Below are 14810 nucleotides of genomic sequence, written 5' to 3' on the forward strand. Positions count from 1 at the left end.
TCCAGCTCCATGACCGCCCCCAACGGCCCCTCCCAGCAACGCGTCATCCGCAGCGCCCTCGAGAACGCCGGCCTGACCATCGCCGACGTCGACGCCGTGGAGGCCCACGGCACCGGCACCCGGCTCGGCGACCCCATCGAGGCGCAGGCGCTGCTCGCCACCTACGGCCAGGGCCGCGACGAGGGCGAGCCGCTGTGGCTCGGCTCCCTCAAGTCCAACCTCGCGCACACGCAGGCCGCGGCCGGCGTCGGCGGCGTCATCAAGATGGTCCAGGCACTGCGCCACGGCCTGCTGCCCAAGACCCTGTACGCCGAGGACCCGACCCCGCACGTCGACTGGACGGCCGGCAACGTCAAGCTGCTCACCGAGCCGGTCGCCTGGCCGGCCGGTGAGCGCCCGCGCCGCGCCGGCATCTCCTCCTTCGGCCTCAGCGGCACCAACGCCCACGTCATCGTCGAGGAGGCCCCGGCCGCCGAAGCGGCGGAAGCCGACGGCGAGCCCCGCACCCTCCCGCTGGTCCCCGTGGCCCTGTCGGGCCGTACGGAGAAGGCCCTGGCCGGGCAGGCCGGGCGGCTGCACGCCCACCTCACCGGGCACGCGGACGTGTCGCTCACCGACCTCGGCTTCTCGGCGGTGACCACCCGGACCGCGCACGAGCACCGGGCCGTGGTGGTCGGTGCGGACCGGGAGGAGCTGCTCTCGGGGCTGGCGGCGCTGGCCGAGGGCTCGGGGGCCGGTGTGGTCCAGGGCCTCGTACGGGAGGGCCGCTCGGCGTTCCTGTTCACGGGTCAGGGCGCGCAGCGGCTGGGGATGGGGCGTGAGCTGCATGCCGCGTTCCCGGTGTTCGCACAGGCTCTCGATGCGGTGGCCGCGGCCGTCGACGCCCATCTGGACACCCCGCTGTACGAGGTGATGTGGGGTGAGTCCGCCGAGGACGAGGCGTTGCTGAACAGCACCGCCTACACGCAGCCCGCGCTCTTCGCGATCGAGACCGCGCTCTTCCGGCTGGTGGAGTCCTGGGGCGTGCGGCCGGACTTCCTGGCCGGGCACTCGATCGGCGAGATCACCGCCGCCCACGTGGCCGGGGTCCTCTCCCTGGAGGACGCCGCGCGTCTGGTCACCGCGCGCGGCCGCCTGATGCAGGCACTGCCTGCGGGCGGGGCCATGGCCGCGATCCAGGCGACGGAGGAGGAGGTCCTGCCGCATCTGACGGACGCTGTCGGCATCGCGGCGATCAACAGTCCGCGTTCGATCGTGGTGTCGGGTGCCGAGGAGGCCGTCGAGGCGATCCAGGCGCAGTTCAGCGAGCTGGGCCGCAAGACGGCCCGGCTCCGCGTCTCGCACGCCTTCCACTCCCCCCTGATGGACCCGGCCCTGGCCGAATTCCGCGCCGTCGCCGAGTCCGTGACCTACGCGCCCGCCCGGATCCCGGTCGTCGCGGGGGTGCACGGCGCGATCAGCGAGGACTGGGGGACCGCGGAGTACTGGACCCGCCACCTGCGCGAGGCCGTCCGCTTCTCCGACACCGTCCAGCACCTGCACGCCAAGGGCGTCCAGACCTTCCTGGAGCTCGGCCCCGACGCGATCCTGACCGCCCTCACCCAGAACACCCTCGACGGCGAAGACGCCGTGGTCGAGCCCGCCGTACGCAAGAACCGGCCCGAGGCGCGCACCCTCCTGACCGCCCTCGCCCGCCTCCACGCCACCGGCACGCCCGTCGACTGGACCGCCTTCTACGACGGGACCGGCGCCGCGCCGGTCCCGCTGCCGACGTACGCCTTCCAGCGCGAGCGGTACTGGATGATCGCCGACCTCGCGGGCGGCGGCGACGCCACCGCCTTCGGCCTCGCGCCCGCCGACCACCCGCTGCTCGGCGCGGTCATCTCCTCTCCCGACACGGACGGGGTGACCTTCAGCGGCCGCCTCGGCGCCGACACCCACCCCTGGCTGGCCGACCACGACGTGCTCGGGGCCGTGCTGCTGCCCGGCACCGGCTTCGTCGAACTCGCCCTGCACGCCGGTGAGCAGGTGGGCCACACCACCCTGGAGGAGCTCATCCTGCAGGCCCCCCTCGTCCTGCCCGAGCACGGCGGCGTCGCGCTCCAGGTCTCGGTCGCCGGACCGGACGAGCTGGACCGCCGGGCCGTGCTCATCCACTCCCGGCCCCAGGACTCCCTGCCCGACACCCCCTGGGTGCTGCACGCCCAGGGCCTGCTCGCCGCGGTTCCCGTCGCGGCCGGCGCGGACCTCACCGTGTGGCCGCCCGCCGGCGCCGCCGAGGTGGCCGTGGGCGAGGCGTACGAACTGCTCCAGGAGCGCGGCTACCACTACGGTCCGGTGTTCCAGGGCCTCAAGGCCGCCTGGCGCCAGGGCGACGCGGTGTACGCCGAGATCGAACTGCCCGAGCAGGCGCACGAGGACGCCGCCCGCTTCGGCATCCACCCCGCCCTCCTCGACGCCGCCCTGCACGGTTCGCTGCTCGACGACGGCCGGGGCGGCTCCGACTCCGGCGTGCTGCTGCCGTTCGCCTGGCGGGGCGTGCGCTTCCACGCCGTCGGCGCGACCGGGCTGCGCGTGCGCATCGCCCCCTCGGGCCCGGACAGCATCACCCTCGACGGCGCCGACGCGGACGGCCTCCCCGTCTTCTCCGTCGAATCGCTGGTCTCCCGGGCCGCCGCCCCGGCTCCCGAATCCGCCGGACAGGCCCCGGGCGGAGCGCTGTTCGCCGTGGAGCTCCGGCCGCTGCCCGCCCCCGCCGCCGCTCCCGCCCCGCTGACCTGGGGGCCGTGGGAGGCGGACGACCGTACCGGGCCCGCGCGGGACGTACTGGTCCTGGACGGATCCGATGCCTCCGACGCGGCCGGGGACACCGCCGCGCAGGTCCACGCGGCCACGGCCCGGGCCCTGCTCCGCCTGCAGGAGTGGCTCGCGGACGAGCGGTACGCCGACTCACGCCTGCTCGTCGTCACCCGCGGCGCGGCCGCCGCACCCGGGGAGGGCGTCACGGACCTGGCCGGTGCGGCGGTCCGCGGTCTGATGCGCTCGGCCCAGGCCGAGAACCCCGGCCGGATCGTCCTGGCCGACCTCGAACCCGACGCCGACCTCGAACCCGACGCCGACCTCGAACCCGGCTCGGCCGGGCTCCCGGTGGAGCCCGCCGTCCTGCTCGCCGCCGCCGAGCCCGAGATCGTCGTCCGCGGCGGCGCGCTGTACGCCCCGCGCCTGGTCCGCGCCACGGCAGGTGCCACGGCGGAGCAGACGATCCGCTTCGACGCCCCCGGCGCCGTCCTGCTCGCCGGTGGCACCGGCACGCTGGGCCGCCTGGTGGCCCGTCACCTCGTGGCCGAGCACGGCGTACGCGAGCTCCTGCTGGTCAGCCGCCGGGGCCCCGAGGCCCCCGGCGCCGCCGACCTGCACGCCGAGCTCACCGGCCTCGGCGCCGAAGTCACCCTCGCCGCCTGCGACCTCGCCGACCCGGACCGGGCGCGCGAGCTGCTCGCCCGCCACCGGGTGTCCGCGGTGATCCACCTCGCGGGCGTCCTCGGCGACGTCACCATCGGCTCGCTCACCCCCGAGCTGCTGGCCGGGTCGCTGCGCCCCAAGGCGGACGCCGCGTGGAACCTCCACGAGCTGACCCGCGGCCAGGACCTCTCCGCCTTCGTGCTGTTCTCCTCGGTCGCCGGTGTCCTCGGCAATCCGGGCCAGGGCAACTACGCCGCGGGCAACGCCTTCCTCGACGCCCTCGCCGCCCACCGCCGGGCCGAGGGCTTGCCCGGCCAGTCGCTCGCCTGGGGCCTGTGGGCCACCGAGGGCGACGCCGGCTCCGTCAGCGGCGACGGCATGGCGGAGGAGCTGAACAGCACCGACCTGCAGCGCATGCGCCGCTCCGGCATCGGCGCGCTGTCCGCCGCCGACGGCCTGGCCCTGTTCGAGGCCGCCACCACCTCGGCCGACGCCGTCCTGCTGCCGCTCGCCCTGGACCTCGCCGCCCTGCGCGCCACCGAGGACCTGCCCGCGCAGTTCTCCGCGCTGGTCCGCCGGCGCGCCCGCACGGCGGCCCGTTCCGGGGGCGCCCGTACCGCCACCCGCGGTCAGGAACTCGCCTCGCTGCCGGAGAAGGAGCGCCGCCGCGCCCTGCTGGACCTCGTACGCGGCCAGGTGGCCTCGATCCTGGGGCACTCCACCACGGCCGAGGTCGGACCGGAGCGCGCCTTCAACGAGCTGGGCTTCGACTCGCTCACCGCTCTGGAACTGCGCAACCAGCTCACCACCGCCACCGGGCTGCGGCTGACCCCGACGCTCGTCTTCGACCACCCGAACGCCCAGGCCGTCGCCGAGCACCTCGACACCCTCCTCGCCGGATCCGCCGCCACCGCCACGACCACCGCCGCCACCGCGGGCCGGGCGGCCGGCGGCGACGACGACCCGATCGTGATCGTCGGCATGGCCTGCCGCTACCCGGGCGGCGTCCGCTCCCCCGAGGAGCTGTGGCGCCTCGTCGAGGACGAGGTCGACGCGATCACCGAGTTCCCGGTCAACCGCGGCTGGGACGTCGACGGGCTGTACGACCCGGAGCCGGGCACCCCCGGCAAGGTGTACGTACGCCACGGCGGCTTCCTGCACGACGCCGACGAGTTCGACCCCGCGTTCTTCGGCATGAGCCCCAACGACGCCCTGACCACGGACCCGCAGCACCGGCTGCTGCTGGAGGTCGCCCACGAGGCGCTGGAGCGCGCGGCGATCGACCAGGCCTCGCTGAAGGGCACCCCGACCGGTGTGTTCGCCGGGATCATGTACCACGACTACACGGGCAACAGCGCCGCCGGCTCGCTCGGTTCGGGCCGCGTCTCCTACACGTTCGGCCTCGAAGGCCCGTCCGTGACGGTGGACACCGCCTGCTCCTCCTCGCTGGTCGCCCTGCACCTCGCGGCGCAGGCCGTGCGGTCCGGCGAATGCCCGCTGGCCCTGGTGGGCGGCGTCACCGTGATGTCGTCCACGGAGACCTTCGTGGAGTTCTCGCGGCAGCGCGGCCTGTCCAAGGACGGCCGGTGCAAGTCGTTCTCGGACGCGGCCGACGGCGCCGCCTGGTCCGAGGGCGTCGGCGTCCTCGTGATCGAGCGGCTGTCGGACGCGCGGAGCAACGGGCACCGGGTGCTGGCCGTGCTGCGCGGCAGCGCGGTGAACCAGGACGGTGCGAGCAACGGCCTGATGGCGCCGAACGGGCCCTCGCAGCAGCGGGTCATCCGCCAGGCCCTGGCCAACGCGGGGCTGTCGACCGCCGATGTCGACCTCGTCGAGGCGCACGGTACGGGCACCACCCTCGGCGACCCGATCGAGGCGCAGGCGCTGCTCGCGACGTACGGGCAGGGCCGCGGCGACGCGGAGCCGCTGTGGCTGGGGTCCGTCAAGTCGAACATCGGGCACACGCAGGCCGCCGCCGGTGTGGCCGGGGTCATCAAGATGGTGCAGGCGCTGCAGACCGGCATCATGCCGAAGTCCCTGCACCTGGACGCGCCGTCGACCAAGGTCGACTGGGACGCGGGCGCGGTCCGGCTGCTCGACGAGGCCCGCAAGTGGCCCGCCTCGGACCGCCCGCGCCGCGCCGCAGTCTCCTCCTTCGGCATCAGCGGCACCAACGCCCACGTCATCCTGGAGGCCCCGGCCCTCCCGGAGGCCCCCGCCTCCGAGGCCCCGGCCGCGCCGGAGGCCCCGGCGCGGGTCGTCCCCTGGCTGCTGTCCGCCCGGGACGCGGAGGGGCTCGTACGGCAGGCAGGGCGGCTGCTGGGGCACCTGGACACGCTGCCCGCGGCCGAGCCGCGCGACGTCGGGTTCTCGCTGGCGACCACGCGGGCGCCCATGGAGCACCGGGTCGCGCTCGTCGCGACCGACTCCGCGCAGGCCCGCCGGGCGCTGGCCGCGCTCGCGTCCGGCGCGCCCGCCGCCGTGCCCGCCGTACGGGCGGCCGCCACCGGCGGTCTCACCGCCTTCCTCTTCTCCGGCCAGGGCGCCCAGCGCCCCGGCATGGGGCGTGGACTGCACGCCGCCTTCCCGGTGTTCGCCGAGGCCTTCGACGCCGCCGTCGCGGAGCTCGACCGGCACCTGGACCGGCCGCTGCGCGAGGTCGTCTGGGGCGAGGACGCGGCGGAGCTCAGCCGCACCCTGTACACCCAGACCGGGCTCTTCGCCTTCGAGACGGCCCTGTTCAGGCTGCTGGAGTCCTGGGGCGTGCGGCCGGACTTCCTCGCCGGGCACTCGGTCGGCGAGATCACCGCCGCCCACGTCGGCGGCGCCCTGTCCCTGGCCGACGCGGCCAGGCTGGTCGCCGCCCGCGGCAGGCTCATGCAGGCCCTGCCCTCCGGCGGCGCCATGGCGGCCGTCCAGGCCTCCGAGGACGAGGTCCTGCCGCTGCTCACCGACGCCGTCAGCATCGGCGCGGTCAACGGCCCCCGGTCCGTGGTCGTCTCCGGCGCGCAGGATGAAGTCGGCGCGATCGAGGAGCACTTCACGGCCCAGGGCCGCAAGACCTCCCGGCTGCGCGTCTCCCACGCCTTCCACTCGCCGCTGATGGAGCCGATGCTCGCCGAGTTCGGCGCCGTCGCGGCCGGGCTCTCCCCGGCCGAGCCCCGGATCCCGCTCGTCTCGAACGTGACCGGCCGGATCATGACCGCCGAGGAGATCGCCGATCCGCAGTACTGGGTCCGGCACGTCCGGCAGGCCGTCCGCTTCTCCGACGGCGTACGCGCCCTCGCCGAGGCCGGGGCCACCGCCTTCGTCGAGGTCGGCCCGGACGCCGTCCTCGCGGGCCTCGGCCCCGCCTGCCTCGCCGACACCGACACCGACACCGACACCGGCTCCGGCTCCGACACCGGCTCCGGCATCGGCTCCGGCGCCGCCGACGCCCCCGTGTTCGTGGCGCTCTCGCGGCGCGAACGCGACGAGGAGCACACCCTCGTGGCCGCCCTCGCCCAGGCCCACACCCACGGCGTCGACGTCGACTGGGCCGCCTTCTTCGCCGGCAGCGGCGCCCGGCGCATCGAGCTGCCGACGTACGCCTTCCGCCGCGACCGCTTCTGGGCGCTCGACGAGCGCCGCGGCGGGGACGCCGGCTCGCTCGGCCTCGACGCCGTGGACCACCCGCTGCTGAGCGCGGTCGTCCCCGCCCCCGGCACCGGCGGGGCCACCTTCACCGGCCGCCCGGCCCGCTCCGCCCAGCCCTGGCTGGAGGACCACGACCTGCTCGGCACGGTCGTCCTCCCGGCCACCGGCCTCGTGGAGCTGGCCCTGCGCGCCGGAGCCGAGTTCGGCTGCGACCGGCTGGCCGGCCTGACCCTGCACGCCCCGCTCCCGCTGCCCGAGCAGGGCGGCGTCCCCCTCCACGTGGTGGTGGGCGCGCCCGGCGAGGACGGTCCGCGCCCGGTCTCCGTGTACTCCCGGGCCGAGGACGCCGACGGCGACGCGGACTCCGGCTGGAGCCTGCACGCCGAAGGCACCCTCACCACCGGCGCCGCCGCCACCCCCGCCGACCTGTCGGCGTGGCCGCCCGCGGGCGCCGCGCCCGTCGCGGTGGCCGACGCGTACGAGCGGCTGCTCGCCCACGGCTACGGGTACGGCCCCGTCTTCCAGGGCCTGCAGGCGGCCTGGCGGCGCGGCGGCGAACTGTTCGCCGAGATCGCGCTGCCCGGCGACGCGGGCTCCGGCGAGGCCGCGGCCGACCGGTTCACCGTCCACCCCGCCCTGCTCGACGCGGCCCTGCACCTCGACCGCCTCGACCGCCTCGACACCGACGCCCCGGCACCGCTGGCCACCGCCTCCTGGACCGACCTCCAGGTGCACCGGACCGGCGCCGCCGCCCTCCGCGTCCGCATCACCCGGGACGCGCAGGGCGCGCTCGCCCTCGAAGCCGCCGACGAGGAGGGCCGTCCCGTCCTGTCGGCGGGCGCGGTCACCCAGCGGGCCGTCTCGGCGGAAGAGCTGCGCACCGGCGAACTGCCCGGCGCCCTCCACCGCCTGACCTGGGTCCCGGCCCCCGCCGGCGGCTCCGCCGCGCAGGCGGCGCCCGTCCTCTTCGAGTGCCCCGTACCCGAAGGGGCCGCCGACGCCGACGCGGCCGACCGGGCCCGCACGGTGGCCGCGGCCACCCTGGCCCGGCTCGCGCGGTGGCTCGACGAGGAGCAGGCCGCGCCCCTGACCGTCGTCACCCGCGGGGCCGTCGCCGTCCGCGAGGACGAGGGCGCCGACCTCGCCCAGGCTCCGGTCTGGGGTCTGGTACGGGCCGCCCAGGGCGAGCACCCCGGCCGGTTCGTGCTGGCCGACCTCGACGACACCGAGGCCTCCCGGCAGGCGCTGCCCGCCGCCCTCGGTTCCGGACTCACCGAGTTCGCGATCCGCGCCGGTGCCGTCCTCGTGCCCCGGCTGGCCAAGGCCGCCGCCCCGCAGGGGGAGCCGCCGTCCCTGGGGGCCGGCACGGTCCTGGTGACCGGCGCCGGGTCCGCCGCCGGCGCGGCCGTCGCCCGCCGCCTGGTGGCCGCGTACGGCGCCACCCGCCTCCTGCTCCTCCGTACGCCGGCCGCCACCGGCACGGACCCGCAGGCGGCTCCCGCCCACGACGCCGGCACCCCGCCGCAGCACGTGGACGGCCCCGCCCGGCTCGCCGCCGAGTTCGCCGGGTCCCCCGTCACGGTGGACACCGCCGACTGCGACCCCGCCGACCGCACCGCCCTCGCCGCGCTGCTGGCCTCCGTACCCGCCGGGCACCCGCTCGTCGCGGTCGTCCACGCCGACCTCCCGGCCGGCGCCACGCGCACTGACGCACAGGACCCGGCCGCACTCGACGCCGACCTGCGGCGCAGCGCCGACGCGGCCTGGAACCTGCACGAGCTCACCCGCGAGAGCCGCCTCGGGGCCTTCCTGCTGGTGTCCTCCTCCGCCGGGCTGATGCACGGCGCCGGACAGGGCGCCCGGGCCGCCGCGGCCGGTTTCCTCACCGCGCTCGCCCGGCACCGCCGCACCCTCGGACTCGCCGCCACCGCCCTCGCCTTCGGGCCCTGGGAGGCGGCCGCCGAGCCCGCGGCGCAGACGGAGCTGCTGGCCTCGCTCGGACTGCCCGCCCTGGGCGCCGAGCGCGGACTGGCCCTGCTCGACGAGGCGCTGCGCGGCGCCGAGCCCGACCTGACCGCCCTCGACCTCGACCGCGGCACGCTCCGCGCGGCCACCGGCCGGGTCCCGGCCGTCCTGGCCGGCTTCGTACGGACCCCCGGCGGCCGCTCGGGCCGCGGCGGCGCCGACGAGGCCGACCAGCTGCGGCGCCGGCTGACCGGCCTGGACGCGCAGGAGCGGGAGCGGCTGCTCCTGGAGCTGGTGCGCTCGCAGGTGGCCGGACTGCTCGGCCACGCCTCGGCCGAAGCCGTCGCCGCCGACCAGTCCTTCCAGGAACTCGGCTTCGACTCCCTGGCCGTGGTCGAACTGCGCAGCCGCCTCGGCACGGCCACCGGACTGGCCCTCCCGGCCAGCCTCGCCTTCGACTTCCCGACCTCGCGGGCCGTGGCCGGCCACCTGGCCGCCGCCGTCCGGCCCGACGACGGCGACGGGACACAAGGAGTCACCGAGGCGCTGGACCAGCTGGACGCGGCCCTGGCGGCCGTCGCCCGGGACGCCGCCGACCCGGCCCGGATCACCGCACGGCTCGAAGCGGTACTGCGCCGCTGGCAGGACACCCGCACCACCGAACCGGCCGACCCGGAGCAGGACTTCCAGGCGGTCACCGACGACGAACTGTTCGAGGCACTGGACCGGGAGCTCGGGCTCTGACCCGCCGCGACAACGACCCCGACCGCCGCGATCCACAGTTGGCTTCAGATTGGTTGACTTCAGATGCCTGATCAGGACAAACTCCGCGACTATCTCAAGCGAGCCACCGCCGACCTGCAGAGCGCCAAGAGGCGCCTGCGCGAGGCCGAGGCCCGCGAGCACGAGCCGATCGCGATCGTCGGGATGAGCTGCCGCTACCCCGGCGGGATCGGCTCCCCCGAGGACCTGTGGGACCTGGTGGCCTCCGGAGGCGACGGGATCACCGGCTTCCCCCTCAACCGGGGCTGGGACGTCGACGGGCTGTACGACCCGGAGCCGGGCACGCCCGGCAAGTCGTACGCCCGCGAAGGCGGGTTCCTGCACGACGCGGACCGGTTCGACGCCGACTTCTTCAAGATCAGCCCGAAGGAGGCGCGGGAGACCGACCCCCAGCAGCGCCTGCTGCTGGAGACCTCCTGGGAGGCGCTGGAGCGCGCCACCATCGACCCGCACTCGCTGCGCGGCAGCCGCACCGGCGTGTACGCGGGCGTCGTCTACCACGACTACCCCTCCGACGGCGGGATCGGCGGCCTCGGCTCCATCGCCTCCGGCCGCATCTCGTACACCCTCGGCCTGGAGGGCCCCGCGGTCACCGTGGACACGGCCTGCTCCTCCTCGCTGGTCGCCCTGCACTGGGCGGTCAAGGCCCTGCGCGCCGGCGAGTGCGCCCTGGCGCTGGCCGGCGGCGTGACCGTGATGGCGACGCCGACCTCCTTCGTCGGCTTCAGCCAGGAGCGCGGCCTCGCCCCCAACGGCCGCTGCAAGTCCTTCGCCGCGGCCGCCGACGGCACCGGCTGGGGCGAGGGCGCCGGCATGCTCGTCGTCGAGCGGCTCTCCGACGCCCGCAGGAACGGACACCCGGTGCTCGCCGTCATCCGCGGCAGCGCCATCAACCAGGACGGCGCCTCCAACGGCATCACCGCCCCCAACGGCCCCTCCCAGCAGCGGCTGATCGAGCAGACGCTGGCCGGCGCGCAGCTCACCGCCGACCAGGTCGACGCGGTCGAGGCGCACGGTACGGGCACCACCCTCGGCGACCCCATCGAGGCGCAGGCGCTGCTCGCCACGTACGGCAAGGGCCGCGCCGCGGACCGGCCGCTGTGGCTGGGCTCCATCAAGTCGAACATCGGGCACGCGCAGGCCGCGGCCGGCGTCGGCGGCATCATCAAGATGGTCGAGGCGATCCGCCACGGCGTCCTGCCCAAGACCCTGCACGTCGACGAGCCGAGTCCCAAGGTGGACTGGTCGGCCGGCAACATCCGGCTGCTCACGGAGGCCGTCGCCTGGCCCGAGACCGGGCAGCCGCGGCGCGCCGCCGTCTCCGCGTTCGGCCTCAGCGGCACCAACGCCCACGTCATCATCGAGGCCGCGCCGGCCGACGAGGCCCCGGGGGGCGAGGACGCCGCGCCCGAATCAGCCGCGCCCGAATCAGCCGCACACGAGTCCGCCGCCCCCGCGCTGCTGCCGCTCTCGGCGAAGACCGCCGACGCGCTGCGCGCCCAGGCCGCCAACCTCCTGGACCACCTGGCCTCCCCGGACACCGCCGGTGACGAGGCGTCCGTACGCGACGTCGGCCACTCGCTGGCCGTCACCCGCGCCGCGCTGGAGCACCGCGCCGTCCTCCTCGCCGCCGACCGCGAGGAGCTCGTACGGGGCCTCGCGGCGCTCGCCGAGGGGGAGGTCCCGGGCGACGCGGCCCGGGCCGTCGCCGAACCGGACGTCCGCACCGCCTTCCTCTTCCCCGGGCAGGGCGCCCAGCGCCTGGGCATGGGCCGTGAACTGCACGCCGCCTTCCCCGTCTTCGCCGAGGCCCTCGACGAGGCGGCCGCCGCCCTCGACGCCCACCTCGACACCCCGCTCAAGGACGTGATGTGGGGCCAGGAAGAGGAGGCGCTGAACCGCACCGCCTACGCCCAGCCCGCGCTCTTCGCCGTCGAGACCGCCCTGTTCCGGCTCGTCCGCTCCTGGGGCCTGCGCCCCGACGTGCTGGCCGGCCACTCCATCGGCGAGATCGCCGCGGCCCACGCGGCCGGGGTCCTCGACCTCGCCGACGCCGCCCGCCTGGTCACCGCGCGCGGCCGCCTCATGCAGGCCCTGCCCGCAGGCGGTGCGATGGCCGCGATCCAGGCCACCGAGGAGGAGGTCCGCCCGCACCTGACGGACGGCGTGGGCATCGCCGCGATCAACGGCCCCCGCGCGGTGGTCGTCTCCGGCGAGCAGGACACCGTCCGCGCCATCGCCGCCCACTTCGGGCAGGAGGGCCGCAAGACCAAGGAACTGCGGGTCTCGCACGCCTTCCACTCCCCGCTCATGGACCCCATGCTCGAGGAATTCCGCGCCGTCGCCCGGAGCGTGACCTTCCGCGAGGCCCGGATCCCCGTCGTGTCGAACCTGACCGGCCGGCCGGCCGCGGACGGCGAGCTGCAGAGCGCCGACTACTGGGTCCGCCACGTCCGCGAGGCGGTCCGCTTCTCCGACGCCCTGCGCGCGATCGAGGCCGACGGCGTCCGCGTCCTGCTCGAACTGGGCCCGGACGCCGCGCTGACCCCGATGGCCGCCGACTCGCTCACGGACGGGGCCGGGGCCGTCATCGCTCCCGCCCTGCGCCGCGGCCGCGACGAGGAGCGCACGCTCCTGGCCGCCGTCGCCCAGGCCTTCGCCCGCGGCGCGGCCCTGGACTGGCCGGCCCTGTTCGAGGCCCGCCCGGCACGGCGTCCCGCCCGGCGGCTGGCGCTGCCGACCTACGCCTTCCAACACCGCAGCTTCTGGGCCGACGCCGTCCCGGCCACCCCGGGCCTGCTCGCCGCCGCGCAGGGCGGCGGGGGCGGCACGGCCGACCCGGCCGACACCGCCTTCTGGGACTCCGTCGAGCACGCCGACCTCGACACCCTCGCCGGCCGGCTGGAGATCGCCGCCGAGCCGCTCCACGAGGTGCTGCCCGCCCTCTCCAAGTGGCGCCGCCGCCACCAGGACGCGTACACGCTCGACTCCTGGCGCTACCGCGTCGTCTGGCAGCCCGCCCCCGAGGCCCTGCCCGCCCCGGCCCTGACCGGAACCTGGCTCGTCGCGGTGACCCCGCAGAGCGCCGCCGACCCGCGGGTCGCCGCCGTGCTCGCGGCGCTGGCCGACAGCGGGGCCGCCCCCGAGACCGTCGAGGTCGCCGGGGAGGACCGTACGGCGCTGACCGAGGAGCTCCGTACGCGGACCGCCTCCGGCGTCCTGTCGCTGCTCTCCCTGGACGAGCGGCCCCACCCCGGACACCCCGGCCTCACCCGGGGCCTGGCCGCCACCATCACCCTCGTACAGGCCCACGGCGACGCCGGGCTCGGCGCCCCGCTGTGGCTCGCCACCGCCGGGGCGGCCGCCGTCGCCGGCTCCCACGAGGTCGAGGCCGTCGCCCAGACCCCGCTGTGGGGCCTGGCCGGCGCCCTCGCCCTGGACCTGCCGCAGACCTGGGGCGGCATCGTCGACCTGCCCGCCGCCGTCGACACCGCCGCGGCCCGGCACCTGTGCTCGCTGCTCACCGGCGCCTCCGGCGAGGACGCCGCAGCGATCCGCCCGCAGGGCGTCTTCGTACGCCGCCTCGTCCGCGCCCCCCTCGCCGGGCAGGAGCCCCGCCGTACCTGGCAGCCCCGCGGCACCGTCCTCATCACGGGCGGCACCGGCGGCCTCGGCGCCCACGTGGCCCGTACGTTCGCCGCCGAGGGCGCCGAGCACCTGCTGCTCACCAGCCGCCGCGGCCGGGCCGCGGCCGGCATGGACGAGCTCGAGGCCGAACTGACCGCCCTCGGCGCCCGCGTGAGCATCGAGGCCTGCGACGTCACCGACCGGGCCTCCCTGACCCGCGTCCTGGACTCCGTACCCGAGGACCAGCCGCTCACCGCCGTCGTCCACGCGGCCGGCGCGATGCAGCGCATCGCCCCGCTCGCCGACCTCTCCCTCGAGGAGTTCGCCGAGGTCGGCCACGCCAAGGTCGCCGGAGCCGTCCTCCTCGACGAACTCCTCGCCGACCAAGAGCTGGACGCCTTCGTCCTCTTCTCCTCCGGCGCGGCCGTCTGGGGCAGCGCCGGCCAGAGCGCCTACGCCGCCGCCAACGCCCACCTCGACGGCCTCGCCCACCGCCGCCGCGCCCAGGGCCGTACGGTCACCTCCGTCGCCTGGTCCTCGTGGGACGGCGGCATGGTCGACGCCGAACTGGGCGCCATGATGCGCCGGATCGGCGCCCCGGCCATGCGCCCCTCCATCGCCGTCGGCGCGCTGCGCCAGGTCATCGAGCACGACGAGAGCCACCTCGTGGTCGCCGAGTTCGACTGGGAGCGCTTCGTCCCCACCTACACCCTCGCCCGGCCCCGCCCGCTGCTCAACGCCCTGCCCGAGGTGCGCGACATCCTCGCCGGGGCCGCCGAAGGCGCCGCGGCGGGCGGCGGGTCCGCCCTGGTCGCCTCGCTCGCCGCGAAGCCGGAGGCGGAACAGACCCGCGCCCTGCTGGACCTGGTCCGCGGCAAGGTCGCGGCCCTGCTCGGCTACGACTCCCCGGCGGAGCTGGAACCCACCCGCGCCTTCGAGGACCTCGGTTTCGACTCCGTCGCCGCCGTCGAACTGCGCGCGCGCCTGAGCGAGGCGACCGGCGCGAACCTCCCGAGCACGATGGTGTTCGACTACGCGACCCCCGCCGCGCTCGCCGCCTTCCTGCGCACCGAGCTGTTCCAGGACGGCGACGCGGGCCCGGCCGACGTGCTCACCGAGCTGGACCGCTTCGAGGAGCTCGCCGCCTCCCTCGACATCGAGCAGATCCGCTCCAGCCGGATCACCTCGCGGCTGCAGGCCCTGGTCGGCAGGCTCACCGACCTCCAGGGAACCGGCGAGATGGTCCGCGACCAGCTCGAATCCGCCTCGGCGGACGACGTCTTCGCCTTCATCGACAGAGAACTCGGCCTGGCCTGACCGAGCCCCGAGCACGTTGC

At 76.4% G+C, this 14810-nt stretch carries 2 protein-coding genes; both read left to right on the top strand.

What is annotated here, in order from left to right; genetic code table 11:
- On the top strand, window positions 1-9807 hold a 9807-nt coding region (locus K7B10_RS40075; RefSeq protein ID WP_372481591.1), incomplete at its 5' end, for an acyltransferase domain-containing protein.
- A gap of 63 nt (window positions 9808-9870) precedes the next feature.
- Window positions 9871-14790 (top strand): type I polyketide synthase, encoded by a 4920-nt coding sequence (locus tag K7B10_RS40080; RefSeq protein WP_229345906.1) that lies wholly within the window; start codon window positions 9871-9873, stop codon window positions 14788-14790.
- Window positions 14791-14810 lie beyond the last annotated feature (20 nt).

Origin of the sequence: Streptomyces flavotricini (assembly GCF_020639365.1) — a bacterium.
Classification (GTDB): Bacteria; Actinomycetota; Actinomycetes; order Streptomycetales; family Streptomycetaceae; genus Streptomyces; species Streptomyces flavotricini.